Annotated in this window: 24 protein-coding genes and 1 tRNA gene; 21 read left to right on the forward strand and 4 right to left on the reverse strand. The window is 71.4% G+C overall.

Annotation, left to right across the window (positions count from 1 at the left end):
* Window positions 1-80: 80 nt before the first annotated feature.
* The 14 genes from ACEYYH_RS20595 to ACEYYH_RS20660 all read left to right on the forward strand — a co-directional run bounded on the left by ACEYYH_RS20595 (window position 81) and on the right by ACEYYH_RS20660 (window position 14,345).
* Window positions 81-950: a MarR family winged helix-turn-helix transcriptional regulator gene (locus ACEYYH_RS20595; protein ID WP_374976148.1), complete on the forward strand. Its 870-nt coding sequence runs from the start codon at window positions 81-83 to the stop codon at window positions 948-950.
* A 239-nt stretch (window positions 951-1,189) separates the two neighbouring features.
* A complete protein-coding gene (locus tag ACEYYH_RS20600; RefSeq protein WP_374976149.1) occupies window positions 1,190-1,882 on the forward strand; it encodes a sirohydrochlorin chelatase in 693 nt (230 codons plus the stop codon).
* A gap of 339 nt (window positions 1,883-2,221) precedes the next feature.
* The gene (locus ACEYYH_RS20605; RefSeq protein WP_374978270.1) at window positions 2,222-3,949 is read left to right on the forward strand and encodes a nitrite/sulfite reductase; all 1,728 of its coding nucleotides are present in this window, start codon (window positions 2,222-2,224) and stop codon (window positions 3,947-3,949) included.
* Window positions 3,950-4,001: 52 nt separating this feature from the next.
* Window positions 4,002-4,745, forward strand: coding sequence for a phosphoadenylyl-sulfate reductase (locus tag ACEYYH_RS20610; RefSeq protein ID WP_374976150.1), 744 nt, complete (start codon window positions 4,002-4,004; stop codon window positions 4,743-4,745).
* Window positions 4,742-5,701, forward strand: a complete 960-nt coding sequence (cysD, locus tag ACEYYH_RS20615; RefSeq protein WP_374976151.1) for a sulfate adenylyltransferase subunit CysD — start codon at window positions 4,742-4,744, stop codon at window positions 5,699-5,701. Before ACEYYH_RS20610 ends, cysD begins: the two co-directional genes overlap by 4 nt.
* The gene (locus tag ACEYYH_RS20620) at window positions 5,702-7,072 is read left to right on the forward strand and encodes a sulfate adenylyltransferase subunit 1 (protein WP_374976152.1); all 1,371 of its coding nucleotides are present in this window, start codon (window positions 5,702-5,704) and stop codon (window positions 7,070-7,072) included. It begins immediately after the preceding gene.
* A gap of 49 nt (window positions 7,073-7,121) precedes the next feature.
* Complete coding sequence (locus ACEYYH_RS20625; protein ID WP_374976153.1) at window positions 7,122-8,183, forward strand: ABC transporter substrate-binding protein; 1,062 nt, start codon at window positions 7,122-7,124, stop codon at window positions 8,181-8,183.
* Between the two features lie 2 nt (window positions 8,184-8,185).
* Window positions 8,186-9,028, forward strand: a complete 843-nt coding sequence (locus ACEYYH_RS20630) for an ABC transporter ATP-binding protein (protein WP_374976154.1) — start codon at window positions 8,186-8,188, stop codon at window positions 9,026-9,028.
* The gene (locus ACEYYH_RS20635; protein WP_374976155.1) at window positions 9,018-10,010 is read left to right on the forward strand and encodes an ABC transporter permease; all 993 of its coding nucleotides are present in this window, start codon (window positions 9,018-9,020) and stop codon (window positions 10,008-10,010) included. The genes ACEYYH_RS20630 and ACEYYH_RS20635 overlap by 11 nt, the downstream gene beginning before the upstream one ends.
* Window positions 10,007-10,792 carry a uroporphyrinogen-III C-methyltransferase gene (gene cobA / locus ACEYYH_RS20640; RefSeq protein ID WP_374976156.1) on the forward strand — a complete coding sequence of 262 codons (786 nt, stop codon included), beginning with the start codon at window positions 10,007-10,009 and terminating at the stop codon, window positions 10,790-10,792. The genes ACEYYH_RS20635 and cobA overlap by 4 nt, the downstream gene beginning before the upstream one ends.
* Before the next feature lie 45 nt (window positions 10,793-10,837).
* The gene (locus ACEYYH_RS20645; RefSeq protein ID WP_374976157.1) at window positions 10,838-12,232 is read left to right on the forward strand and encodes an FAD-dependent oxidoreductase; all 1,395 of its coding nucleotides are present in this window, start codon (window positions 10,838-10,840) and stop codon (window positions 12,230-12,232) included.
* Window positions 12,229-12,558: a ferredoxin gene (gene fdxA / locus ACEYYH_RS20650; protein ID WP_374976158.1), complete on the forward strand. Its 330-nt coding sequence runs from the start codon at window positions 12,229-12,231 to the stop codon at window positions 12,556-12,558. Before ACEYYH_RS20645 ends, fdxA begins: the two co-directional genes overlap by 4 nt.
* Window positions 12,551-13,567, forward strand: coding sequence for an NAD(P)/FAD-dependent oxidoreductase (locus ACEYYH_RS20655; protein WP_374976159.1), 1,017 nt, complete (start codon window positions 12,551-12,553; stop codon window positions 13,565-13,567). The genes fdxA and ACEYYH_RS20655 overlap by 8 nt, the downstream gene beginning before the upstream one ends.
* Before the next feature lie 97 nt (window positions 13,568-13,664).
* Window positions 13,665-14,345 (forward strand): hypothetical protein, encoded by a 681-nt coding sequence (locus ACEYYH_RS20660; protein ID WP_374976160.1) that lies wholly within the window; start codon window positions 13,665-13,667, stop codon window positions 14,343-14,345.
* A gap of 10 nt (window positions 14,346-14,355) precedes the next feature.
* On the opposite strand, the gene ACEYYH_RS20665 is transcribed toward ACEYYH_RS20660, so the two are convergent.
* Window positions 14,356-15,006 carry a PadR family transcriptional regulator gene (locus ACEYYH_RS20665; RefSeq protein WP_374976161.1) on the reverse strand — a complete coding sequence of 217 codons (651 nt, stop codon included), beginning with the start codon at window positions 15,004-15,006 and terminating at the stop codon, window positions 14,356-14,358.
* 270 nt (window positions 15,007-15,276) lie between these two features.
* Between ACEYYH_RS20665 and ACEYYH_RS20670 the strand changes: the two genes are divergently transcribed.
* Entirely contained in the window at window positions 15,277-16,275 is a 999-nt protein-coding gene (locus ACEYYH_RS20670; protein ID WP_374976162.1) for a hypothetical protein, read from the forward strand.
* Between the two features lie 260 nt (window positions 16,276-16,535).
* Here ACEYYH_RS20670 and dcd read toward each other — a convergent pair whose 3' ends face one another.
* Entirely contained in the window at window positions 16,536-17,141 is a 606-nt protein-coding gene (gene dcd / locus ACEYYH_RS20675; protein WP_116195336.1) for a dCTP deaminase, read from the reverse strand.
* Window positions 17,142-17,220: 79 nt separating this feature from the next.
* Here dcd and ACEYYH_RS20680 point away from each other — a divergent pair.
* The 6 genes from ACEYYH_RS20680 to ACEYYH_RS20705 all read left to right on the forward strand — a co-directional run bounded on the left by ACEYYH_RS20680 (window position 17,221) and on the right by ACEYYH_RS20705 (window position 23,069).
* A tRNA-Gly gene (locus ACEYYH_RS20680) sits at window positions 17,221-17,294 on the forward strand.
* Complete coding sequence (locus ACEYYH_RS20685; RefSeq protein WP_374976163.1) at window positions 17,294-19,336, forward strand: acyltransferase; 2,043 nt, start codon at window positions 17,294-17,296, stop codon at window positions 19,334-19,336. The genes ACEYYH_RS20680 and ACEYYH_RS20685 overlap by 1 nt, the downstream gene beginning before the upstream one ends.
* 83 nt (window positions 19,337-19,419) lie before the next feature.
* Window positions 19,420-20,205, forward strand: a complete 786-nt coding sequence (locus tag ACEYYH_RS20690) for a DNA polymerase beta superfamily protein (RefSeq protein WP_374976164.1) — start codon at window positions 19,420-19,422, stop codon at window positions 20,203-20,205.
* A gap of 184 nt (window positions 20,206-20,389) precedes the next feature.
* Window positions 20,390-20,926: a potassium channel family protein gene (locus tag ACEYYH_RS20695; protein ID WP_374976165.1), complete on the forward strand. Its 537-nt coding sequence runs from the start codon at window positions 20,390-20,392 to the stop codon at window positions 20,924-20,926.
* A gap of 37 nt (window positions 20,927-20,963) precedes the next feature.
* The gene (locus ACEYYH_RS20700; protein WP_374976166.1) at window positions 20,964-22,451 is read left to right on the forward strand and encodes a DUF222 domain-containing protein; all 1,488 of its coding nucleotides are present in this window, start codon (window positions 20,964-20,966) and stop codon (window positions 22,449-22,451) included.
* 192 nt (window positions 22,452-22,643) lie between these two features.
* The gene (locus tag ACEYYH_RS20705) at window positions 22,644-23,069 is read left to right on the forward strand and encodes a pyridoxamine 5'-phosphate oxidase family protein (RefSeq protein ID WP_374976167.1); all 426 of its coding nucleotides are present in this window, start codon (window positions 22,644-22,646) and stop codon (window positions 23,067-23,069) included.
* Here the strand turns inward: ACEYYH_RS20705 and ACEYYH_RS20710 are convergent.
* Together ACEYYH_RS20710 and ACEYYH_RS20715 are read right to left on the reverse strand one after the other, a co-directional pair.
* Complete coding sequence (locus ACEYYH_RS20710; protein WP_374976168.1) at window positions 23,050-23,937, reverse strand: carbohydrate kinase family protein; 888 nt, start codon at window positions 23,935-23,937, stop codon at window positions 23,050-23,052. The genes ACEYYH_RS20705 and ACEYYH_RS20710 overlap by 20 nt on opposite strands.
* A 215-nt stretch (window positions 23,938-24,152) precedes the next feature.
* Window positions 24,153-24,788, reverse strand: a complete 636-nt coding sequence (locus tag ACEYYH_RS20715; protein ID WP_374976169.1) for a DUF6226 family protein — start codon at window positions 24,786-24,788, stop codon at window positions 24,153-24,155.
* Window positions 24,789-24,796: the final 8 nt, after the last annotated feature.

Here is a 24,796-nt window from a genome sequence, read left to right on the forward strand (position 1 = left end):
ATGCATGTCACACTGCATGTACATGCACTTCGACATGTATCACTCGGCGGCCTCCGCGCCGCCCCCGAAAGGACTTCCCCATGAACGGCATCAATGACAACGAAGAGAATGGCACCCGCCCCGCCGACAGGCGCCCGCTCGGCTACTGGCTGCGCGCGGTCGACGGGCTGCTGACGCGCGAGTTCGCGACGGCGCTCGAGGCCGAGGGCATCTCGCGACGCGACTGGATGGTGCTGAACGTGCTGTCGGGCGACATCGACGCCCCCGAATTCCGCGAGCGCCTCGCCCGTAAGGGCAAGCGCCTGCGCGGCCTCGAGGAGCGCGGCTGGGTCGAGGAGCAGGGCGACGGCACCTGGATCCTGACCGACCTCGGTCGCTCCGAGCAGGAGCGTATCGGCGCGATCGTCGAGGGGCTCCGTGCCCGCGTGGTCGCGGCCGTCGGCGACGACGAGGCCTATTCAGCCCTCACCGGCTCGCTCGAGAAGATCGCCCGTGAGCTCGGCTGGGACGAGAACGCCGCCGACCGCGAGCGCGGCTTCGGCGGCTTCGGGCGCCCCGGCTTCGGCCCCGGCTTCCGTCCGGGCTTCGGTCCGGGCTTCGGTCCGGGCTTCGGCGGGCGTCCGCGTGCATTCGACCCCGACATCCACGACGGCTACGGCCACAATCGTCACCGCGGCTTCGCCCCCGGGCGTCCCGGCCACCCCGCCGAGCGCTTCGACGAGCCCATGCGCGGCTACGGCGACGAGGGCTGCCACAGCCACCACCCCAACCACCACGGCCGCGGCCACGGTCACGAGGCCCACGGCCACGGCGGCCACGAGGCCCACGGCCGGGGCGGTCACGGCAGCCACGGCGGCCACCACGGCCGTGGCGGACGCCGCACCCAGCAGGCGTACGAGCGCGGCTTCGACGCCGGCTTCGCACGCGGCCGGGAGTCCGGCGCGGCCTGAGCCGCAGCATCCGTTGCCCGAAGGGTGGTCCCCGCAGACGCGGGGATCGCCCTTCGGCTTTTGCGCGTCCTCGACTGAGGAGCAGTGCCGAATGCGGAGCCACGCCCTCCGGTCGCTCCTCATCTCGGCCGAGATCCCCAACTGAGGACGCCGGCTCAGGTCCTCAACTGAGGATGCAGGGCACCCACACCGACGGCGCTGTCACACGCGCGACACGAGCCCGAGGCACAATGGGCCACATGCCCCAGCCCGCACTCCTCGCCATCTCGCACGGCACGTCGTCGCCGGCGGGGCAGGCCGCCGTCGCGGCGCTGGTGGACGCCGTTGCGCAGCGGCTGCCCGACGTCACGGTGCGGCTCGGGCACGTGGATGTGCAGCAGCCGGATGTCGCGGCATCCCTCGACGCGATCCCCGAGGGGATGCCCGTCGTGATCGTTCCACTGCTGCTCTCGGCGGGCTATCACGTGCGCGTCGACCTCATCGAGCAGTCCGCGGGGCGCGACGACGTCGTCATCGCTCCGGCGCTCGGTCCCGACCCGCGCCTCGTCGACGCGCTCCTCGCCCGCCTGGAACCCCTCGGCCCCGAACCGGACGACCGCCTCGTGCTCGCGGTCGCCGGCTCGACCGACGACCGCGCGAACGAGGACTGCCGAGAGATCGGACGGATGCTGGGCGCCCGCCTCGACCGGGATGTCACCGTCGGCTTCCTCGCCGCTGCCGACCCCCGCGTCGACGTCGCCGTCGCGGACGCCAAGACGCACGCCGCGCGCGTCCTCGTCGCCGACTACCTCCTCGCCCCGGGCTACTTCCACGACCTCGCCGTGAGGCTCGCCGCCGGCGCCCCGGTCGCGCCGCCGCTGCTCGGTGACGACGAACCGCCGGCACCCCTCGTCGACATCGTGGTCGATCGCTACAACGAAGCCGCCGGGTAGCGCCGCCCGGACACCGGGCTCCCCCTCCCGCTGCCGCCTTCGCCGACGCCGTCGCCGCGACTAGCGACGTTCCGACCGAGTCAACGCGTTCCGCGCGCTCGGAACACCTCGACTCGGTCGGAACGCATCGACCCGGCTTCCTCGAGGCGACCAGGTCCGATCTCGGATCGAGTCCACAAAGGGCCGCACCCGCAACTGTGTGACGCCCCATTACGTCGGTTAACGCCTCTTGACGCTCAGATAGGTCTGGCGCGCGACCGCTTCTAGATTCGCGGAATGGACTCGATAGGGTCCCGCCCGGGGGACGCCCCGGGATTCACCCCGGAGGCCACCGTGACCATCAGCGACACTGAAGCGCTCGCCGGCGCAGAGCGACCGCGCGCGGCCGTGCGCCCGCCGCGCCCGTCGTCGAAGCCGAACGGCCAGTGGAAGGTCGACGGCACCACCCCGCTCAACGGCAACGAGGAGTGGAAGCAGGTCGACAACGGTCTGAGCGTGCGCGACCGCATCGAGAACATCTACTCGCAGGGCGGCTTCGCGTCGATCGACCCGACCGACCTGCACGGCCGGTTCCGCGTGTGGGGGCTCTACACCCAGCGCAAGCCCGGCATCGACGGCGGCCGCACCGCGACCCTGACCCCCGAAGAGCTCGAGGACGAGTACTTCATGATGCGCGTGCGCATCGACGGCGGGCAGCTCACCACCGAGCAGCTGCGCGTCATCGCGGGCATCTCCACCGACTTCGCGCGCGGCACCGCCGATCTGACCGACCGCCAGAACGTGCAGCTGCACTGGGTGCGCGTCGAGGACGTGCCCGAGATCTGGCGCCGCCTCGAGGCCGTCGGCCTCGGCACCACCGAGGCGTGCGGCGATGTTCCCCGCGTCATCCTCGGCTCGCCCGTCGCCGGCATCTCGGCCGACGAACTCATCGACCCGACCGCGCAGATCGACGAGATCACGTCGCGCTTCATCGGCGACGAGACGCTTGCGAACCTGCCGCGCAAGTTCAAGTCCGCGATCACCGGTCACCCGAGCCAGGACGTCGTGCACGAGATCAACGACGTCGCATTCGTCGCCGTCGAGCATCCCGAGCTCGGCATCGGCTACGACCTGTGGGTCGGCGGCGGCCTCTCGACCACCCCGCGCCTCGCGGAGCGCCTCGGCGTCTTCGTGTCGCCGGAGCGGGTGGCGGATGCCTGGCACGGCGTCGCGCAGATCTTCCGCGACTACGGCTACCGGCGACTGCGCAACAAGGCGCGCCTCAAGTTCCTCCTCGCCGAGTGGGGCGCCGAGAAGTTCCGTCAGGTGCTGCAGGACGAGTACCTCGGCTACGCGCTGCCGGATGGCCCCGCCGCGCCGAAGCCGCTCACGCAGGGCGACCACATCGGCGTGCACAAGCAGAAGGACGGCCGCTTCTACATCGGCGCGACGCCGATCGTCGGCCGGGTCTCGGGTCCGACGCTCGCGAAGCTCGCCGACCTGGTCGAGGCGCACGGCTCCACCCGCCTGCGCACGACGCCGCATCAGAAGCTCGTGTTCCTCGACATCCCCGAGGAGAACGTCGAGCCGTTCATCGCCGCCCTCGACGAGCTCGGCCTGTCGGCGCGCCCCAGCCTCATCCGTCGCGGCACCATCGCGTGCACCGGCATCGAGTTCTGCAAGCTCGCGATCGTCGAGACCAAGGCGTACGCGACGGCCGCGGTGCTCGACCTCGAGAAGCGTCTCGAGCAGTTCGAGCTGCCGCATCCGATCTCCCTCCACGTCAACGGCTGCCCCAACTCGTGCGCCCGCATCCAGACCGCCGACATCGGCCTCAAGGGCCAGCTCGTCACGATCGACGGCGAGCAGGTGCCGGGGTACCAGGTGCACCTGGGTGGCGGGCTCGTGAACGCCGACCGCGACGACGCCGGCCTCGGCCGCACGGTGCGTGGCCTCAAGGTCGCCGCCGACGGCATCGCCGACTACACCGAGCGCGTCGTCAAGCGGTTCCTCGCCGAGCGCGACATCGAGGCCGACGAGACGTTCGCCCAGTGGGCGCACCGCGCCGACGAGGAGGCCCTCCAATGAGCGCCGCTGCGCGCCGCGGCGAAGCTGACGCCGCCGGAAAGGAGCTGACGCAGTGACCGTCTCCCTCGCCCCCCGCGTCGCGACCAAGCGCACCCACGAAGAGCTGAAGGCTCTCGCCGAGCAGGGCAACCTCGAGCTCGGCAGCCTCACCGAGCACGAGGCATCCGCTGCCGAAGTGGTCGCGTGGGTCGCGCGGAATTTCGGGACGGATGCTGCCGCCGTCGCCTGCTCGATGGCCGATGCCGCTCTTCCCCACCTCGTGGCCGAGCAGCTTCCCGGCGTCGACGTGCTCTTCCTCGACACCGGCTACCACTTCACCGAGACGTACGCGACGCGCGACGAGGTGCAGCGCGCGCTCGACGTGCGGATCGTCGACATCACGCCCGACCAGACCGTCGCGGAGCAGGACGCCGAGTTCGGCGCCAGGCTCTTCGAGCGGGACCCGGGCCTGTGCTGCGCGCGCCGCAAGGTCGCGCCCCTGCAGTCCGCGCTCGGCGGTTACGAGGTCTGGTTCACGGGCGTGCGCCGCGACGAGGCTCCGACCCGCACGAACACGCCCCTCGTGACGTGGGACGAGCGCAACGGACTCGTGAAGGTGAACCCGGTCGCGGCGTGGAGCTTCGACGACGTGCTCGCCTACGCCGCCGCGCACAAGGCGCCGGTGAACCTGCTCGTCGGGTTCGGCTACCCCTCGATCGGCTGCGAGCCGTGCACGAAGCCGGTCGCGCCCGGCGAAGACCCCCGATCCGGCCGCTGGGCCGGCTCCTCGAAGACCGAATGCGGGCTCCACGAATGACCCTCTCGAACACTCAGGGCGTTTCGACTCGCTCGTTCCTCGCTCGCTCAACGACCGGGGAGAGCGCGCTGACGACGCTCGACCTGCTCGAGGCCGAGGCCATCCATGTCATCCGCGAGGTCGTCGCCGAGTTCGAGCGGCCTGTGCTGCTGTTCTCCGGCGGCAAGGACTCCGTCGTCGTGCTCCACCTCGCCACGAAGGCCTTCGCGCCCGGCAAGGTGCCGTTCCCGGTGCTGCACGTCGACACCGGCCACAACTTCCCGGAGGTCATCGCCTTCCGCGACGAGACCGTCGAGCGACTCGGCATCCGTCTCGAGGTCGCCAGCGTGCAGGACTACATCGACGACGGCCGCCTGCAGGAGCGCGCCGACGGCACCCGTAACCCGCTGCAGACGCTGCCGCTGCTCGACGCGATCGCCGCCGGCCGGCACGACGCCGTCTTCGGCGGCGCCCGGCGCGACGAGGACAAGGCGCGCGCCAAGGAGCGCATCATCTCCCTGCGCGACGAATTCGGCCAGTGGGACCCGCGCAACCAGCGCCCGGAGCTCTGGAGCCTGTACAACGGCCGCCACACGCCGGGTCAGCACGTGCGCGCCTTCCCGATCTCGAACTGGACCGAGCTCGACGTCTGGCGCTACATCGAGCGCGAGGGCATCGCGCTGCCGCCGCTGTACTTCGCGCACGAGCGCGACGTGTACGCCCGCGACGGCATGTGGCGCCCGGTCGGCCCGTTCTCGCCGCCGCGGGAGAACGAGACCGTCGAACGCCGGCTGGTGCGCTACCGCACGGTCGGCGACATGAGCTGCACCGGAGCGGTGGAATCGGATGCTGCGGACCTCGCCGCGATCGTCGCCGAGGTGGGCATCTCCACCATCACCGAGCGCGGTGCGACCCGCGCCGACGACCGCCTCAGCGAGGCGGCCATGGAGGACCGCAAGAAGGACGGGTACTTCTAAATGTCACTCGATACTCAGAGCGTCTCGACTCGCTCGTTCCTCGCTCGCTCAACGGGCGGGGCGGAAGGCACGCTGTTCCGGTTCGCGACGGCGGGCTCGGTCGACGACGGCAAGTCGACGCTCGTCGGGCGCCTGCTGCACGACTCGAAGGCGATCCTGGCCGACCAGCTCGAGCAGGTCGCCCGCACGTCGGCCGACCGCGGCTTCGCGCACGGCGCCTTCGACTTCGCGCTGCTCACCGACGGCCTGCGCGCCGAACGCGAGCAGGGCATCACGATCGACGTCGCCTACCGCTACTTCTCGACGGGGGCGCGGTCGTTCATCCTCGCCGACTGCCCTGGCCACGTGCAGTACACGCGCAACATGGTCACCGGCGCGACGACCGCCGACGCCGTGATCGTGCTCGTCGACGGCCGCAAGGGCGTGCTCGAGCAGACCAAGCGGCACCTCGCCGTTGTGGCCCTGCTGCGCGTTCCCCACGTCATCGTCGCGGTCAACAAGATCGATCTCGTCGGCTTCTCGCAGGAGACGTTCGCCGACGTCGCCGCCCAGGCCGAGGCCGTCGCGGCCGAGCTCGGGATCGAGGACCTGCACGTCATCCCGGTGTCGGCGCTCGAGGGCGACAACATCGTCGACCGCTCGGAGCGCACGCCCTGGTACGAGGGTCCGGCGCTGCTCGAGCTGCTCGAGACCCTTCCCGCCGCCGGCGACGCCGAGCGCGAGCTCGAGCCGCTGCGCCTGCCCGTCCAGCTCGTGCTGCGGCCGCAGGGCGGCCTCGCTCCCGGCATCGGCCCGGCCGAGGCCGAGCGCCTGCGCGACTACCGCGCCGTCGCCGGCCGCATCTCGAGCGGTGTCGTGCGCGTGGGCGACCGGGTCGAGATCTTCCCGGGCGGCTCGGCGACCACGGTCACCGGCATCCGTGCTGCGGGCGCCGAGGTCGAGGAGGCGACGGCTCCGCAGTCCGTGTCGCTCGAGTTCGACCGCGACATCGACACCGCGCGCGGAGCCCTCGTCGTCGCGGCCGGCACGCTTCCGGCGGCTCGTCGCGAGTTCGATGCCGAGCTCTTCCAGCTCGACGCGCGGGCGCTGACCCCCGGCATCCGTGTTCTCGTGAAGCACGGCACGGCGACCGTGCAGGCCATCGTCGCGCAGATCGAGTCGCGCTACGACCTCGACGCGCTCACCCACGTGCCGGCCCACACCGACAGACCAGCACAGACGCTCGAGACCAACGACATCGGCCGCGTGCGGCTGCGACTGGCGGCCGACCTGCCGCTCGAGGCGTACGCCACCAGCCGCCACGGGGGCTCGTTCCTCGTGATCCATCCGTCCGACGGCGCGACGCTCGCCGCCGGCATCGTGCGCGACTGACCGCGCGCTCACCCCGCACCCGCAAGACCGAAACGAAGGAGGCGACACCGTGAACAAGATCCGCACTGCGACAGCACTCACAACCCTGGGACTCGTGGCAGCGATGATGGCCGGGTGCGCCTCCGCCGCGGCGGAGCCGGGTGACGCCGCCCCGGTTGACGAGGTGCGCCTGGGGTATTTCGCGAACGTGACCCACGCGCCCGCGCTGGTGGGGCTCGAGGAGGGCCTGTTCGCCGACGCGCTCGGCGACGTGGAGGTCACCACCCAGGTCTTCAACGCCGGTCCGGCCGCGATCGAGGCGCTGTCTGCCGGCGCGATCGACGCGACCTACATCGGCCCGAACCCGTCGATCAACACCTTCATCCAGTCCGGCGGGGAGTCCGCCCGCATCGTGGCCGGCGCTGCGACCGGTGGCGCGGCGCTCGTCGTGCGCGACGGCATCGACGACCCGGCCGACCTGGAGGGCACCACGATCGCGACGCCGCAGCTGGGCAACACCCAGGACGTCGCGGCCCGGGTGTGGTTGGCCGATGAGGGCTTTGAGACCGACACCTCCGGCGGCGGCGACGTGCAGATCACCCCGACCGAGAACGCGCAGACGCTGACGCTGTTCCAGGACGGGCAGCTGGACGGCGCCTGGCTGCCCGAACCGTGGGTGTCCCGGCTGATCGTCGACGCCGGCGCGCACGTGCTGCAGGACGAGGCCGACCTGTGGGAGGACGGGCAGTTCCCCACCACGGTGCTGCTGGTGCGCACCGAGTTCCTCGACGAGCACCCGGATGTGGTCGCCGACCTGCTGACCGGCCACGAAGCCGCGGTGCAGTGGATCGCCGACAATCCGGATGAGGCGCCGACGGTGATCAACGGCGCGATCGAGAAGGAGACCGGCAAGCCGCTCGCCGACGCGGTCATCACCCGGGCGCTGGAGCACGTGAGCTTCTCCGTCGACCCGCACGCCGACACGTTCCAGACCCTGGTCGAGAACGGCATCGAAGCCGGCACGCAGAAGGACGGCTCGATCGAGGGCCTGTTCGACCTGCGCCTGCTGAACGAGCAGCTCGAAGCCGCCGGAGAAGAACCCGTCTCCGCCGCCGGACTCGGCGAGGACTGAACATGACCACCTCCCCCGTCAACGCCTCGGCGCCCGCACCCGGCACGACCAAGCCGCTCGCCCCGAGCTTCGACAGCGTCACACCGGTGCCCGTCGCGGCGCCCGCTCCCGCACCCGCCGTGCGGATCGACGGCGTCTCCAAGCGCTTCGGCTCCGGTCCGATCGTGCTCGAGGACGTCTCTCTCGACATCGCCCCGGGCGAGTTCGTGTGCCTGCTGGGTGCGTCGGGCTGCGGCAAGTCGACGCTGCTGAACCTCATCGCCGGCCTCGACAAGCCCAGCGCGGGTCGTATCGAGACCCCCGCCGAGGGTTCGGCCGTCATGTTCCAGGAGTCGGCGCTCATGCCGTGGCTCACCGCCCGCAAGAACGTCGAACTCGCGCTGCGCCTGCGCGGCGTCGCCCGCGGCGAGCGCCGCGAGAAGGCGCTGGCCCTCCTCGACACCGTGAACCTCGCGGATGCCGCGGAGAAGCGCCCGCACGAGCTGTCGGGCGGCATGCGCCAGCGCGTCGCGCTCGCGCGCGCCCTCGCGCAGGACCGGCCGGTGCTGCTGATGGACGAGCCGTTCGCCGCGCTCGACGCCATCACCCGTGATCTGCTCCACGAGGAGCTGGAGCGCGTGTGGCGCGCGACCGGCCGCACCATCGTGTTCGTCACGCACAACGTGCGCGAGGCCGCCCGCCTCGGACAGCGCGTCGTGCTGATGGGCAGCCGCCCCGGCCGAATCGTGCAGCAGTGGCAGATCACGAAGACCACCGGCCGGCGCATCGAGTCGCCCGAGGTCGCCGCCCTCTCGGTGGAGATCACCGAGCAGCTGCGGAAGGAGATCCGCCGCAATGCCGCATGACACCCGGACCCCCGCCCGGTCGTTGAGCGAGCGAGGAACGAGCGAGTCGAAACGCCTCGAGTCGACCGGCGTTTCGACTCTGCGTTCCGACTCGCAAGCTCGCTCAACGAGCGAGGGAGACGACCTGCGCTCGCTCGAAGCCGGACTCGACCGCCTGCAGACCGACGCCGAGCGCGGTCCGAGCCGCTGGCGCCGCATCACCGCCAGTGTCGTGCCCCCCGTCGTCTTCGTCATCCTCCTGATCGTCGCGTGGCAGCTCTACGTCGTGATCGCCGACCCGCGCCCCGACAAGGTTCCGAGCCCCGTCGACGTGTGGAACGCCCTGGGCCTCGCGTGGGACACGGGGCGCCTGCAGGAGGCCGTCGCGACGAGCCTCGAGCGCGGAATCGTCGGCTTCCTGATCGCGATCATCGTCGGCACGCCCATCGGGCTGCTGCTGGCCGAGGTGCGCCCCATCCGTCGCGCGGTCGGTCCCATCATCTCCGGCCTGCAGGTCCTGCCCTCGGTGGCGTGGGTGCCCGCCGCGATCATCTGGTTCGGCCTGTCGGACGCCACCGTCTACTTCGTCATCCTCATGGGCGCCATCCCGTCGATCGTCAACGGTCTCGTCGCCGGCATCGACCAGGTGCCCCCGCAGCTGCGCCGCGTCGGCACGGTGCTGGGCGCCTCGCGCTGGCAGCTGGCCACCTCGGTGATCCTCCCCGCGGCCCTCCCCGGCTACCTGGCCGGCCTCAAGCAGGGCTGGGCGTTCTCGTGGCGCTCGCTCATGGCGGCGGAGATCATCGCGACGGGCGGCTCGATCGGCTTCGGCCTGGGCTCGATGCTGCAGCAGTCGCGCGAGCTGGCGGACCTCGCCGGTGTGCTCGCAACCATCATCCTCATCCTCGCGATCGGCATCCTCATCGAGCTCGTCTTCTTCGGGCCTCTCGAGCGACGGATGCTGAAGCGCCGGGGTCTGCTCATCACGGGAGGCGCCCGATGACCGGCAAGGTCTGGCTCGTCGGGGCCGGCCCCGGCGACGCGGGCCTGCTCACCGTGAAGGGTCTCCGCGCCCTCGAGGCAGCCGATGTCATCGTCGCCGACCGCCTGGGCGCCCGCTCCGTGCTCGACGGGCTCGCGGCCGACGGCGTGGAGCTCCGCGCCGAGATCGTCGACGTGGGCAAGCGACCCGGACACCACGCGGTGCCGCAGGACGCCATCAACGCGCTGCTCGTCCACCTCGGCCAGGAGGGCAAGACCGTCGTCCGGCTCAAGGGCGGCGACCCGTATGTCTTCGGCCGCGGCGGCGAGGAGCTGCACGCGTGCCAGGACGCGGGTGTCGCCGTCGAGGTCGTGCCCGGCATCACCAGCGCCATCTCGGTGCCCGCGATCGCCGGCATCCCGCTCACGCACCGCGGCGTCGCGACGGCCTTCACCGTCGCCACCGCCCACGACCAGATCGAGGCGCTCGGCGGCGGCCGCGACCACACGGTCGTGCTCCTCATGGGCATCGGCACCCTCGCGAACTCCGCGATCACGCTGGCCCGCGGCGCGCGCGGCGCGGACTGCCCCGTCGCGGTGGTGGAGGACGGGTACGGCGCACGTCAGCGTGTCACGGTGGGCACGCTCTCGACCATCGCGCACCAGGCCGCGGAACGAGGCATCCGTTCCCCCGCCGTCGTGGTCGTCGGCGACGTCGTGCGGCTCAGCCCGTACGCGCCCGCCGAACTCGCGACCCTCGATCTCTCCCAGTACGACCCCCTCACCCCGCCGCGGCGCGCCTGACCGGCCGCCCCCGCGCTCCCTCCGCCTGACCCGAAAGAAACCACAGTGACTTCTTCGAGCCTCCAGAACCTCCGCGTCGCGATCGTCGGCGCGGGGCCCGCCGGCATCTACGCGGGCAACATCCTCACGAACTCCGTGGTCGAGGCGGGCGGTACCGTCGCCATCGACCTGTTCGAGTCCCTGCCGGCCCCTTACGGCCTCATCCGCTACGGCGTCGCGCCCGACCACCCCCGCATCAAGGGCATCGTGAACTCGCTGCACGAGATGCTGGATGCCGGCACCACCCGGTTCATCGGCAACGTCGAGGTCGGTCGCGACATCTCGATCGACGAGCTGCAGGAGCGCTATGACGCCGTGATCCTCGCGACCGGCGCGATCCGCGACGCCGCGCTCGACATCCCCGGCATCGACCTCGAGGGCTCTTACGGCGCCGCCGACTTCGTGGCGTGGTTCGACGGCCATCCCGACGTGCCGACCGAGTGGACGCTCGACCAGCGCGAGGTCGCCGTCATCGGCAACGGCAACGTCGCGCTCGACGTCGCCCGCATCCTGGCCAAGCACGCCGTCGACCTGCGGTCGACCGAGATCGCCGACAACGTGCTCGCCGGACTCGAGGCCTCCGCCGTCACCGACGTCCACGTCTTCGGCCGCCGCGGTCCCGCCGACATCAAGTTCACGCCGATCGAGCTGCGCGAACTCGGCGAGGTCCCGAACGTCGACATCGTCGTGAGCGACGAGGACTTCGCCTACCTCGAGGGCTTCACACCCGCGAACAACCAGCTCAAGGTCATGCTCCGCATCCTCGAGAGCTGGCGCACCCGCGAGCTGTCCGGCGCGAGCCGCCGTCTGCACCTCCACTTCTACCACTCGCCCGTCGAGGTGCTCGGCTCCGAGCGCGTCGAAGGCCTTCGGTTCGAGCGCACCGAGCCCGTCGAGGACGGCCGGGTGCGCGGCACCGGCGAGTTCCGCGAGTACCCGGTGCAGCAGGTGTACCGCGCCGTCGGCTACTACGGCACGCCCGTCATCGACGCGCCGTTCGACGAGAAGGCCGGCGTCGTGTCGAACGTCGAAGGACGGGTGAAGGATGCTGCGGTCACGGGTGACGTCGACGCTCCGGTGATCGCCGGTCTCTACGCCACGGGCTGGATCAAGCGCGGACCCGTCGGTCTGATCGGCCACACGAAGTCCGACGCGATGGAGACCATCGCGCACCTCGTCTCGGATGTCGAGGCCGGGCGCCTGTCGGCGCCGACCGTGGACGGAGACGTGCTCGACCTGCTGGAGGAGCGCGAGGTGGCCTTCACGACGTGGGACGGCTGGCTCGCCCTCGACGCGCACGAGCGCGAGCTCGGCGCGAACCACCTGCACACGCGCGAACGCGTCAAGGTCGTTCCTCGCGACGAGCAGGTCGCGATCTCGCGGGGAGCCCTCGTCAAATGACGTACGTGATCGCCCTGCCGTGCGTCGATGTGAAGGACCGCGCCTGCATCGACGAGTGCCCGGTCGACTGCATCTACGAGGGTGAGCGGTCGCTGTACATCCACCCCGACGAGTGCGTCGACTGCGGTGCCTGCGAGCCGGTGTGCCCGGTCGAGGCGATCTACTACGAGGACGACCTGCCCGAGGAATGGCAGGACTACTACACCGCGAACGTCGAGTTCTTCGACGACATCGGGTCGCCCGGCGGTGCGGCCAAGACCGGTGTCATCGCGAAGGACCACCCGGTCATCGCGACGCTTCCTCCCCAAGGAGACGGCCATGACTGACAAGCCCCAGCTCACCCGTCACGATGTGTCACCGGCCGCCGCAGATCGTGACAGGGGAACAGGAGCACCCTCGACCGAGGTCGATGTCGTGATCATCGGCGGCGGCCCCGCCGGGCTGTCGGCGGCGCTCAACCTCGGGCGCGCCCGTGCGTCGGTGGTGCTCCTCGACGCCGGTCGTCCCCGCAACGCCGCGACGCTGCGCTCTCACGGCTTCCTCACGCGGGACGGCGTCCCGCCGCTCGAGCTGCGCAAGCTCGCGCGCGCCGAGCTCGCCGCTTACCCCAACGTCCAGGTGTTCGACCGCACCGTGGTGACGGCGCTGCAAGAGCGCGACTGCGGCGAGGGGCTCCGCTTCCTCGCGGCGCTGCAGGGCCGGGGCGCCGGCATCCCGCCCGCCGTCTCGGCACGCTCGGTGCTCGTCGCGACCGGCCTGCGCGAGACGCTCCCCGCCATCCCGAGCCTGCGCGCCTTCTACGGCATGACCGTGTTCAGCTGCGCCGCGTGCGACGCGTGGGAGCTGCAGGACCGGCGGCTCGCTCTCATCGGCGAGACCCGCGACCTCGCCGCGCGCGCCCGTCTCATCGCCCGCTGGACCGACAAGCTCACCGTCTTCACCAATGGGACCGACGCCGTCGACACGGTCGAAGAGGCCGAGCTCGCAGCATCCGGGATCGTCGTCGAACGACGGGTCATCGACGACCTCGAGGGCGACCGCGGCACCGTCACGGCCGTGCGGCTCGTCGACGGCGTACGGGTCGAGATCGACGGCGGGTTCGTGCGGCCGCAGTGGCACCCCGCCCTCGACTTCGTGGGCGGAATCGACCTCGAGCGCGACGGGTTCGGCAACCTGGTCACCGACCGCTCAGGTCGTACGTCGGTACCGGGTCTTTATGCCGCGGGGGATGCTGCCTCCCCGGGTCCGCAGCAGCTCATCGTCGCCGCGGGGCAGGGTGCCCGCGCGGCTGCCGTGCTGGTGCACGATCTCGTCGGGGTGAGCACCGCCCACTGAGCGCGCGGGCGCTCCCGAGGGTGCGCCGCACGATGTTCATCGATCGGACACCTGGGCGTTCCGCTTCCCGTCGCCGCGGTCGACGAGGATGTCGCCGATGTCCGACGACCTGGCCGGCGATCCGGCTGCCGAGCTGAAGGCGCTGCGGCTGCGCGCGTACGGGCCGGACGCCGACATCGACGACGATCCGCGGGCGCTGAGCCGGCTGCGCGAGCTCGAAGCGCGAGCCGCCGGCGTGCCCGAAGTCGATGCCCCGGCCCCCGCGGCGGCGCGCCCGGCCACCGAACAGGACGGCCCTGTCGCGGCTCGCGACATGAGGGGATCGTGGTGGGAGCGGCACCGCGCGCTCCTCTGGGGCGGCTCGTTGCTGATCGCCGTCCTCGTCGGGGCGGCGGCCGGCTCCGTGGAGCTGCCGCCGGGTCGGGAACGGGTCGCGGTCCTCGCCGAGGACGCCGACGGACTGTGGCCGGAGCAGATGTGGGGCGCGCGACCACCCGACGGTGTGACGTTCGACGAGTACCTCGGGCTGACCGCGATCGCCTCTGCCCGCGACTTCGGCAACGGCACCAACAGCACGTGCCTCTGGGTGTATGACTCCGAATCGGTCAACTTCGGCTTGTCGGCAGGATCGTGCACCGCCGGCTCGGCCCCCACGTCGACGACGATCGCCGTCACCTCGCAGGCCCCCGCGGCCCTGCTCGAGGAGTTCGCCGAAGGCACTGTTCTGCAGTTCGTCCGCGACGACGACCGCGTGATCGTCTACGCGCAGCAGCCGTAGGAGCCGGGCGTCACCGCTCGCCGGTGGAGTCGGCGGCCAACGCCTCTCGGCCGGGCGCCAGCATGTCGTGCACCTGCCCGCCGCGGGTGTGGGCGGGTGTGACCGTGTCAGGCCAGTCCGCAATCTGCTGCTCGGCCCAGTCCGCCCACGAGATGATGTGGTCGTAGTGGCCGATCATGAACGTGTTGGCGAGTGCGAACAGGTGCTTGCGCTCGGGGAAGGTGCCACCGGTCGCGCTGATGAACGCCGCGTAGCGCGCGAACATCTCGCGGTTCGCGAGCGCCTGCTCACGGGTGCGGGCGAGGGTGGCGCGCAGATCCTCGAGCGAACCCTGGTCCGACAGGAGCACCCGCACCATCCCCTCGAACTCGACGGTCGGCGGGCGCACGGGAGTGCGCAGCCACGCGGCGAGCGCCTCGCGCCCCTCAGGGGTGATCGAGTAGATCGTGCGGGCGCGCTTGCCGGTGTGCTCCTGGCGGGTCGCGACGAATCCGGCCGTGTGGAGGCGGTTCAGCACCGCGTAGCGACCCCGGTCGGCGGACGGCCAGAGCTGCGAGACACCGCGGCCCAGCTGCTCGGCGAGCTGGTACGCCGACCAGTCGCGTCCGGCCAAGAGGCCCAGGGTGAGGTACCCGGTGACCGTGGGTTCGCGTTCGGGCACGACAAGGCTCCTTCCCCGCCGGCGTTCGGGTCACCGTCGCAGAACGTAAAGGCTATCCCGCGACGCTGCAACGACCTTATACTGCAGATTGCAGTAACCATCGGCGCGGCATCGTGTGGGGACAAGGCCTGCGCCGCGGGTGGGCCAAGCGTGGGGACGATGACCCACCCATGCGGCGGGCGATCTGGGGATCGCCCGCCGCACATCTCCGTGCGACACTGGCACCAGGCTGGGGGCGCGACGATGCGCCACGGGGAGGGGATGGCTGTGATGTCCACGCCGATCGACTCCTCGCGCGACGAGCTCGCCGCACTTCGCGAGCGCGCGTACGGGCGTGACGCCGATATCCTCGACGACCCCGTCGCCATGGCCCGGCTGAGCGAGCTCGAGGAGCAGGCGGCAGCGGCGAACGCGGCGAGCATCGCGGCGAGCGTTGCGCGGACGCGCATCCCGATCGACGGCGGCTCCCCGCGCAGGACGGCCGTCGAACCGTACGGCGAGGACTCGGACCCACCGGGGCCTGCCTTGACTCGCTCAGAGGGGACGGATGCCGCGGCCCCGACCACGCCGGGTCGCGACGGCCGCGACGCCCCCGCGCCGGCGGCTCTCGGCGCTGTGGACGCGGAGACGGAGACCGGCGGGACGGTCCCCGCGCTCCCTCCTGTCGCCCCCGGCGCGTCGGCCGGTGCCTTCGGGCGCGAGGGCCCCGCGGCGGATTCACCGAGCGACGTCGGTGACGACGCCCTCGATCCTGAGGCTGCGGGTGCCGGGGGGACCGCGCCCGCCCGCCGGTGGTGGCGGCGCATCCCGGTGCTGTGGGCCGCCTCGGTCGTCGCCGGGGTGCTCGTCGGCGTCGGCTTGACGGTGCTGGTGCAGACCATGGAGGCCGGCAGGGTCGGCGTCCTGCAGGTGGACCCGGAGGCGGAGTGGCCCGAGGACGTGTGGGCGGGAGAGACCGACGACTCACGTGCCTTCGAGACCTTCTACGGACTGACGGTGCTGTCGCAGCCGCAGCTGACAGGTGATGGAACCCAGAGGCCGGTCCCGTGCCTCATCGTCTTCAGCGGGGTGGGTCGCAACCCCTCGTACCTCGGCGGTTCGTGCGGCGCAGGTGAGTTCCCCGCGCAGGCGGCCTTCGTCGTCGGCCGGCAGGCTCCGTCGGAGCTGCGCGACCGCTTCCCCGCGGGAACAGCACTGCAGTTCGTGCTCGACGGCGACCAGGTGCACGTATACGCACGCGAGCCGCGCATCGTCGAGCCCACGCCCTGAGCGATTCCGGCGCCGCGGCTCGCGGCATCCGCTTCTCTTCAGACCTGCCGGTCGAGTTCGAGCCGCATCCTGCCGATCAGCCGGCGCTGGTGGCGGCCGCGCTCCGGCACGGGCTCACTGCCTACGACGCCACCTGCCTGGTGCTCGCCGAGCGGACCGGCAGCGCGCTCGCCTCCCTCGACGAGCAGCTGGGGCAGGCCGCGCGAACGGCTGGGGTTCCGCTCCTGCCCTGATGACGGCGGGCACGGGCGCGGGAAGGGTCAGGCGCCGCGGCTCCCGGCGTCGGTCGCCCCGACGTCGCTGCGGTGGAAGTTCTGGAAGGAACGGGATGCTGTGGGCCCGCGCTGCCCCTGATACCTGTTGCCGTACGGACCCGAGCCGTACGGGCTCTCGGCGGGCGACGTGAGGCGGAAGTAGCAGACCTGGCCGATCTTCATGCCGGGCCAGAGCTTGATCGGCAGCGTCGCGACGTTCGAGAGCTCGAGCGTGACGTGGCCCGAGAAGCCGGGGTCGATGAAACCCGCGGTCGAGTGCGTCAAGAGGCCGAGGCGGCCGAGCGACGACTTGCCTTCGAGGCGGGCGGCGATGTCGTCGGGAAGGGTGATCTGCTCGAACGTCGACCCGAGCGCGAACTCGCCCGGGTGGAGGATGAACGGCTCTTCGGGGTCGACCTCGATCATGCGCGTCAGCTCAGGCTGGTCCTCGGCGGGATCGATGAAGGGGTACTTGTGATTGTCGAACAGCCGGAAGTAGCGGTCGAGCCGCACGTCGACGCTCGAGGGCTGCACCATCGCGGGATCCCACGGGTCGAGCGCGAGGCGCCCCGCGTCGATCTCGAGCCGGATGTCGCGATCACTCAGCAGCACGGAGCCAGCCTATCCGGACCGTGCTGTTATGCTGGCCGGGCGCTGTAACAGGCGCGCGAACGCCGGGATGCCGGCGTCCGGGGCTGTAGTTCAATGGCAGAACTTCTGCTTCCCAAGCAGACAGCGCGGGTTCGATTCCCGTCAGCCCCTCCATGTCCCCCGCGATCGCCGCCCACGAGTACTCGCCCTGGGATTTCTGGAGCGAGGCGACGACCTCGCAACGCGAGGCCCAGCTGGCACTCCAGCAGACCGTCGTTTCCGGCCGTCCCGATCACGAGCTCGGCGAGCAGTGCTTCCTCTCCGAGCTCGCCTCGATCGACAACGACACGCTGCGCCTCGGCGATCGCACGTACGTCGCGGCGGGCGCCTACCTCACCGGCGACCTCCGCGCCGGCGCGGACTGCAGCATCAACCCCTACACGGTGATCCGCGGCCGCGTCACGATGGGCGACGGCGTGCGGATCGGCGCGCACACGTCGATCCTCGGGTTCAACCACTCCATGGAGTCGGGAACGCCCGTCTTCCGCCAGCCGCTCACCTCCAAGGGAATCGAGATCGGCGACGACGTCTGGATCGGGTCGCACGTCGTGATCCTCGACGGCGTCCGCGTCGGATCACACTCGGTGCTCGCGGCCAGCGCCGTCGTCACCAAGGACGTGCCGGCCGGAGCCGTCGTCGGCGGCAACCCCGCGCGCTTCATCCGCTGGCGCGTCGAGCCCGACGACACCGGCATCCACCCCGACGCGGCGGCGGATGCTGCCGCCCGGGGCACGGAGGACCGGCCCGAGATCGCCCAACAACGCGAGCCCGCCGAGACGCCGCCCGAGGTGCTCGCCGCGCTGGCGGCTGCCGCGTCGGAGGCTGCGTCCGAGGCCGCGTCGGGAGACGGGTCCGAGGCCGCGTCCGAGGCCGCGTCGGGGGCCGGTCCCGAGTCCACGCCGGAAGGGGCTCCTGGGCCCGCGACCGGCATCGACGCCGCGCGCACCTCGGAACCGTCGTCCGGGCCGAGGCCCGAGCAGGCGACCGCGCCGGCGCACCCCGACGCCGCTGCCCGCGCCGCCACGCCCGCCCTCACGCGGGGTGTCGCGACCACCTCGGCCGAGACCGACGACACGGCAGGCCTGGCCGAGCGCATCGCCGAGCTCGCCTCACGCGCGCGGGACGAGGCATCCGTCGTCCTGCAACGCGCGTGGAACGACGACCTCGGACTCTTCGCGGACCGACCCGGTGCCGCACCCACCGTTCGCGCGCAGGCCGACGCGATCGAGATCGCCGACCTGCTCCTCGGCACCGCGCCGCCGCAGGCGCCCGTCGACACGCAGATCCGCCGGCTGCAAGGCTGGCAGGATGCCGCGACCGGCGCGGTCGCTCCCCTCGGTGCGGACGGGCGTCAGCGGGAGGGCCTCGGGTTCTCCCACGAAGACGTCGCGTATCACGTGCTGAGCACGGGCTATGCGCTCGATCTTCTCGGCTCGGCATTCCCTGCTCCTCTCACGTGGGTGACCGCGGCGACGCCGGAGCGCGTCGTCGAGTTCTGCGAGAGTCTGCCGTGGGCCACCGACGCGTGGGGCGCGGGGCACCACATCGACGGGTTCGGCACGGCGATTCTGTGGACGAAGCGGGCGGGGCGTCCGATTCCGGCGGGTGTGGAGGAGGCGCTGTTCGGCTGGCTGCTCCTGGGCGCCGACCCGCACACCGGCATGTGGGGATTGACGACCCCCGATGGCGGGCTGCTCCCCGTCGTGAACGGCTTCTACCGCGCTTCGCGCGGCACGTTCGCGCAGTTCGGCGTGCCGCTGCCCCACCCCGAGCGCGTGATCGACACGGTGCTGCGCCACGCCCGCGATCCCCGCTGGTTCGCGCCGGGCGCGCGGAACGCGTGCAACGTGCTCGACGTCGCGCACCCGCTGTGGCTCGCGCGCGGGAACGGCTATCGCGACGACGAGGTGCGGGGACTCGCCGCGCGATTGCTGTCCGACGCCCTGTCGACCTGGATCCCGGGCGCGGGCTTCTCGTTCCGCGAGCCGAGCCCGACGACCCGCGGCCTCGCCGAGACCGAGCCGGGACTGCAGGGCACCGAGATGTGGCTCGCGATCCTCTGGTACCTCGCCGATCTTGCCGGCGTCGCCGATGCGCTCGGTTATCGTCCCCGCGGCGTGCACCGGCCAGAGCCCGCGGCGACGCTGCGACCTTAGGCGCGACACGCGCGAGGATTCACGGATGCCGCTGTCCGAGGCATCCGTTACCGTCCCGGCATGTCCACGAGTAGGGTCGAGCGATGCGCGCGATCCCCGCCAGCCTCGACACCGCGGTCGTCGCCGAGATCGAGCAGCGACTGGAGTCGGTCGCGGCGGAGCACGGCGTGCGCATCCCGTGGGCGATCGAGAGCGGCAGTCGGGCGTGGGGATTCCCTTCGCCTGACAGCGACTACGACTGCCGATTCCTGTTCGTAGGTCCGCGCGAGCGTTACCTGACGCTCTGGCCGGCGCGCGATGTCATCGAGACGCCGCTCGACAAGGTCTTCGACGTCAACGGCTGGGATCTGCCGAAGGCGCTGACCCTGATCGCGCGCGGCAACGCGACGCCGATCGAGTGGCTGCGCTCCCCCATCGTCTACGGCGGCGACACCACGTTCCGCGACGAGCTGCTGGCGTACGCGTCCGCCGTGGTGGAGCGCGCGGCGATAGCCCGCCACTACCTGCATGTGGCGCGGCGGCAGCAGTCCGGTCCTCAGACGCTGAAGCGATTCTTCTACGTGCTCCGGCCGGCCGCCGCGCTGCGGTGGCTCGCCGATCACCCCGGCGACGCGCTCCCGCCGATGGACCTGCCGACGCTGCTGTCCGAGACCACGGTCTCGCCGGAGATCCGGGATGCTGCCACCGACCTGATCGCGCTCAAGTCGGTGACACGCGAACTCGGCTCCGGGGAGGCGCCCGCGGTTCTCAGGCGATTCGCCGCGCGGGAGCTGGAACGCGCGGAAGCGTCCGAATCGGTGGCGCCGGTTCCGGATCCCGGCGAAGTGAAGGCGCGGGCGGACGAGCTGTTCCGGCGACTCGTGGGCTGAGGACGGCGGACGGTGGCTCGCGCGGGTGCGTGTACTGTCACGTTCATCGGGGCGCGATCGCCGCATCCGTCGCGGGGCCGTCATGCACCAGCGCGCGAAGCCGCGGAGGCGGCCGCGTGACCGATCGCTCCCGTGAGGCCGAAGCGGACGCCGTGAAGGAGACTCCGACGAGTCAGGAGACCCAGTGACACACCAGAGTTTCGCCGACATGAGTCCGCGCGCGAGACGGCGAGCAGCGTGGGGAGTCACGGGCCGCGTGATCGCCACCTGGGCGGTATTCACGGTCGCCTATTTCCTGTTCCCCGTCGGCACGTATTCCATCATCGACTTCGCGCTCAAACTGCCGCTCGTCATCCTGCTCGTGGCGGGGATCATCCTGTGGCAGCTGCGTCAGATCACCCGGGCGACCCACCCAGAGCTGCGGGCGGTCGAAGCCCTGGGCTGCATCCTGGCCGCGTTCCTGGTGCTCTTCGCCGCGCTGTACCTGTCGATGTCGTATGCGGCCGTGGCGACGTTCACGGAACCGCTCGACCACATGAGTGCCCTCTACTTCACCGTGACGGTGTTCGCCACGGTCGGGTTCGGCGACATCAGCGCGAAGACCGACCTCGGCCAGGCCGTCGTCACCATCCAGATGATCCTCGATCTGGTGCTGATCGGGGCGGTCGCCCGGCTGCTCATCACGGCCGCGCGGACCACCCTGCGGCGCTCGCCGTCGTGACCAGGTCGATGTCGGAGGACCTTCGTATATTTGTTCTATGAACTCCTCGGCGGCTTGCTCCCCCGCGATGCGGTTGACGGATGCTGCCGCCCGCGTGGTCGCCCGGCTCGGCGAGGGCGCGGCCGACGTGGGAGAACTCGCCGACGACGAACTCCTGGAGCTGCTCGCCGACACGACGGAGGCGCGCAAGGCGCTGGAGCTGATCGTCGCCGGCGCCTCGGCCGAGGTATCGCGGCGCTCGTCACGCGAGCTCGGGTATAAGGGTCTGGCTCAGCGGAAGGGTCTGCGCACGGGGACGGCGCTCGTACAGCAGATCACCGGGCTCGGGCGCACCGACGTGACCCGGGCCGTGGACGCGGGCAACGAGCTCGCTCCTGCGGTGGTGGAGCCTGTGATCGACGTCGAGAGTGCGGTCGCAACGCAGGCGCCGCCTGTCGAGGAGTGGCTCGGCACGCTTCGGGGTGCGCTCGCGTCGGGCCGCGTGACGCAGGCGCAGTTCCAGGCGATCCGTGCGGGGCTCGGCGAGCCGCCTGTCGAGCGCTACCCCGAACTTGCGCCGGACTTCCTCCCGCGGGCGTGGGGCCGCGCCGTGCAGGTGCTTCTCGAGGAAGCTGCGGTGCTGCCCGTGGAAGACCTGCGCAGCCAGGCGCGCATCGTGCGAGACCGGCTGGATCCGGTCGGCGTGACGCTCCGATTCGAAGAGCGCTTCGCGGCTCGTTCCTTCCGCACGTGGACCGACCAGGACGGCCGCCGCCACGGGCACATCCTCTTCGACGATGAGGCCGGCGCCTGGGTCGACGCGCTCCTGCAAGCCTCGCTCCGCCCGCGTCGCGGGCCCCGGTTCGTCGGCGCAGACGCCGTGGCGAAGACACGCGCGGCCGACGCCGACGAGCGGACGAACGAGCAGCTGCAATACGACACGATCATGGCTGTGATGCGCACGGGCGCGAACGCCGACCCCCAGCAGGCGTTCGGCGACCGGCAGCCGGGGGTACGCATCGTCGTAGAGGCGTCGGCGGTTGCCGGTGGCGATGAGCGCGGTGAGATGCAGGTCACCGGGGTCGGCCATATCGAAGACGGCGGACAAGCACTGCCGGGCGGGGTCATCGAGGCACGTCTGTGCGACTCCGGAGTGATCGCCGTGATGTGGGGGCCGGACGGCCGCCCACTCGACGTCGGACGCGAGCTTCGCCTGTTCACGCGAAAGCAGCGCATCGCGATCGCCGCCCGCGACGGCGGGTGCATGTGGCCGTCCTGCGGCGCCCCGATCTCGCAGTGCGAGTACCACCACATCGATCACTGGTGGGAGGATCACGGCCGCACCGATGTCGACGTCGGGATCGCACTGTGCCGCAACTGCCACCTGCGACTGCACAACCAGCGGTGGCGCATCACGCGAACGCGAGATCCGATCACCGACGCCGACACGTACTGGCTCCATCCACCACCCGACCCCGCCACGGGCGAGATCGGCGCCCCCGTCGAGTTGAGATCCAAGTCGCCCCGGCGATTCGAGGCGGCGTAACCGACCGCACCAGACGACCATCCGCGTCGAGACATCCACGCATTCGCCGAGGGGACGATCCAACCCCCACCGACGCGGGGAGCGCGGTCGATCTTGGCCCTCAGCACGTGCTGGGGAACGGACTTCGGGGCGCAACATCTACCGTTCTGCGAGTCGGTGCCTCGGAACGGTTCCCTGCCGTACTGTGAGCGGATGGCGTTCGATCCTGCTGATATCGGGGCATTCGTGGCGTTCGTGCGCTCCGAAGCGCAGGGCGTTGTCGCGACCGTCACACCGTCGGGAGCGCCCGAGGCCGCGCTCGTCGGGATCGCCGCACTCGACGACGGCACGTTGGTGTTCGACACGCTGGTCGGCTCGCGCAAGGCGAACAACCTCCGCCACGATCACCGCATCGCCGTCGTCATCGGAACGGACGGCTCGGTGTCGGCGCAGATCGACGGCTTTGGCACGATCGTGCACGGCACGCTCCGCGAAGAATACGGCGGCGCCTACAACGCGCAGTTCCCCGGATCGCGCGCACTCGACCCGGACTTCGCGGTCGTCGTCGTGCGCCCCGCGTGGGTGCGGGTGTACGACGCGTCGACGAGCCCCGCCGAGATCACCGAAGCGCGCTGGTGACCCCACCGGCGGCGACCGCCGGATGCAGGTGCTCGGACGAGAGCGCCACGACCGCCTGACGAGCGCCGGCGGCGAGGCATCCGTCCAGTCCTTCACCGGTGAGCGAGGCGGCGAGGAACCCGGCGAAGAACGCATCCCCTGCGCCGTTCGTGTCGACCACGTCGACGGGGATGGCCGCGACCGTCGCGCGCTCCCCCGACGCTGCGAGCGCGATGGCGCCCCGTGCGCCGAGGGTGCACACGGCAAGCCGCGGACCACGGTCGAGACAGCTCCGCATGAGCGCCCAAGGATCGTCGGTCGCGTCGTCGTTCATGAAGACGACATCGGCGGCGCGAAGGAATGGCTCGTGGAACTCCGCCGAACCGTCGTAGTCGTGCAGGTCGGTCCAGATCGGGGCGCCGGTGCCACCGCCGAGCTGGCGCTCCACCAGCGCCGCACCCACCTCGCTCAGGTCGACCACCGCGATGTCCGCGTCGGCGAGGGCGCCTTCGACGCCGTCGATCGTGTCGACGCCTGCGGGCGAGGGCGTCGCGAGGTAGAGACTCACGCGCTCCCCCGCCGCCGTCATCAGGTTCGCGTGGCGCTCGGTGCGCTCCGAGGCGTAGGCCTCGACCGTGACACCGGCAGCGTCGAGCGCGGCCGACACGCGACCGCCGTCGTCGTCGGCGCCCAGCAGCGCGTGGAGGGTCACGTCGACGCCGAGGTCGGCCAGGTGCAGCGCTTTTCCGGCCGACGTCCCGCCGAGGGTGTGCAGGTCGCCGAGCGCGAACTGCATGTGCGGCACCGGCTCAGGAAGCCGGTCGAGGAGGACGAGGTGGTTCCACGAAGCGGGTCCGCACACGGCGACCCGGGCGTCAGCGAGGGGCATCCCCCCAGTCAACCAGCCGTCCCACCGGATGACGACGAGCCTGGCACGGGATTGACGCTCAGGAGGTCGAAGGAACGCAGTCCTTGAGCCGACCCGGAGAGATCGGTCGCGAGTACGTGCTGGTCGTCGTGGACGACGATGTGGTCTCGCGGGTGCAGAGCCCCGCGAACGACTTCTCGGATCTCTGAGCCGCGCCCCGAACGCTGCTCTCGCGGCTATCTGAGCGGCCAGGGCGCCCACGTGCGGCCCGCGGCGAGCGCCGACCTCGCAGCGGCCAGCCGCTCGACGGGGTGATCCTCGGCGCGTGAGGTGCCGCCCCGCCAACCTCCGGGGAACTGCAGCCGGAACGACACCGGCAGCTCGGCGCGCGCCGTCAGCCGTTCCGAGAGGCCGCCTTCCACGACGGCGAACACCGTCTCTTCGAGCGCTCCGGCGCACGTCTCCCACGTCTCGTCGCACGCGTCGCAGCCGCACACGGGGAAGAAGGCGTCGACGAGGAACCCCGCATGGAGATGGATGCCGGGAAACGATGTGAACACCACGGTCAATGGCGACGCCGACCCGTCGATCGGTCGCAGGCGCACCGCGCGCACGGCATCCGCCGGCACCCGCGCCAGATCCGCGGCGAGACCGAGCGCGTCCTCGATCGCGACGTCGAACGAGGCGCTCAGCCATGCGATCAGCGCATCGGCCACGTCATGCAGCGGCGCGAACCGCTCGAGGTTGCTCGTCACCGAGTAGGAGTCGCCCGGCGGCGACCCGCGACCCCACCGCTCGCCGTACGGGATCGGCGTCCCCGAGTCGTCGGCGAAGACCCGTCGCGCCGGTGAGGGGCGCAGGTATCCGGGCATGCCGCCAA

It is taken from the genome of Microbacterium trichothecenolyticum, assembly GCF_041938625.1.
Classification (GTDB): domain Bacteria; phylum Actinomycetota; class Actinomycetes; order Actinomycetales; family Microbacteriaceae; genus Microbacterium; species Microbacterium trichothecenolyticum_D.

What these genes read in the sequence shown, in the direction of transcription:
- ACEYYH_RS20595 (WP_374976148.1), top strand. Translation starts at nt 81, where the DNA reads ATGAACGGCATCAATGACAACGAAGAGAATGGCACCCGCCCCGCCGAC.
- ACEYYH_RS20600 (WP_374976149.1), top strand. Translation starts at nt 1,190, where the DNA reads ATGCCCCAGCCCGCACTCCTCGCCATCTCGCACGGCACGTCGTCGCCG.
- cysD (WP_374976151.1), top strand. Translation starts at nt 4,742, where the DNA reads ATGACCCTCTCGAACACTCAGGGCGTTTCGACTCGCTCGTTCCTCGCT.
- ACEYYH_RS20620 (WP_374976152.1), top strand. Translation starts at nt 5,702, where the DNA reads ATGTCACTCGATACTCAGAGCGTCTCGACTCGCTCGTTCCTCGCTCGC.
- ACEYYH_RS20630 (WP_374976154.1), top strand. Translation starts at nt 8,186, where the DNA reads ATGACCACCTCCCCCGTCAACGCCTCGGCGCCCGCACCCGGCACGACC.
- ACEYYH_RS20635 (WP_374976155.1), top strand. Translation starts at nt 9,018, where the DNA reads ATGCCGCATGACACCCGGACCCCCGCCCGGTCGTTGAGCGAGCGAGGA.
- cobA (WP_374976156.1), top strand. Translation starts at nt 10,007, where the DNA reads ATGACCGGCAAGGTCTGGCTCGTCGGGGCCGGCCCCGGCGACGCGGGC.
- fdxA (WP_374976158.1), top strand. Translation starts at nt 12,229, where the DNA reads ATGACGTACGTGATCGCCCTGCCGTGCGTCGATGTGAAGGACCGCGCC.
- ACEYYH_RS20655 (WP_374976159.1), top strand. Translation starts at nt 12,551, where the DNA reads ATGACTGACAAGCCCCAGCTCACCCGTCACGATGTGTCACCGGCCGCC.
- ACEYYH_RS20660 (WP_374976160.1), top strand. Translation starts at nt 13,665, where the DNA reads ATGTCCGACGACCTGGCCGGCGATCCGGCTGCCGAGCTGAAGGCGCTG.
- ACEYYH_RS20670 (WP_374976162.1), top strand. Translation starts at nt 15,277, where the DNA reads ATGTCCACGCCGATCGACTCCTCGCGCGACGAGCTCGCCGCACTTCGC.
- ACEYYH_RS20685 (WP_374976163.1), top strand. Translation starts at nt 17,294, where the DNA reads ATGTCCCCCGCGATCGCCGCCCACGAGTACTCGCCCTGGGATTTCTGG.
- ACEYYH_RS20690 (WP_374976164.1), top strand. Translation starts at nt 19,420, where the DNA reads ATGCGCGCGATCCCCGCCAGCCTCGACACCGCGGTCGTCGCCGAGATC.
- ACEYYH_RS20700 (WP_374976166.1), top strand. Translation starts at nt 20,964, where the DNA reads ATGAACTCCTCGGCGGCTTGCTCCCCCGCGATGCGGTTGACGGATGCT.
- ACEYYH_RS20705 (WP_374976167.1), top strand. Translation starts at nt 22,644, where the DNA reads ATGGCGTTCGATCCTGCTGATATCGGGGCATTCGTGGCGTTCGTGCGC.
- ACEYYH_RS20710 (WP_374976168.1), bottom strand. Translation starts at nt 23,937, where the DNA reads ATGCCCCTCGCTGACGCCCGGGTCGCCGTGTGCGGACCCGCTTCGTGG.
- ACEYYH_RS20715 (WP_374976169.1), bottom strand. Translation starts at nt 24,788, where the DNA reads ATGCCCGGATACCTGCGCCCCTCACCGGCGCGACGGGTCTTCGCCGAC.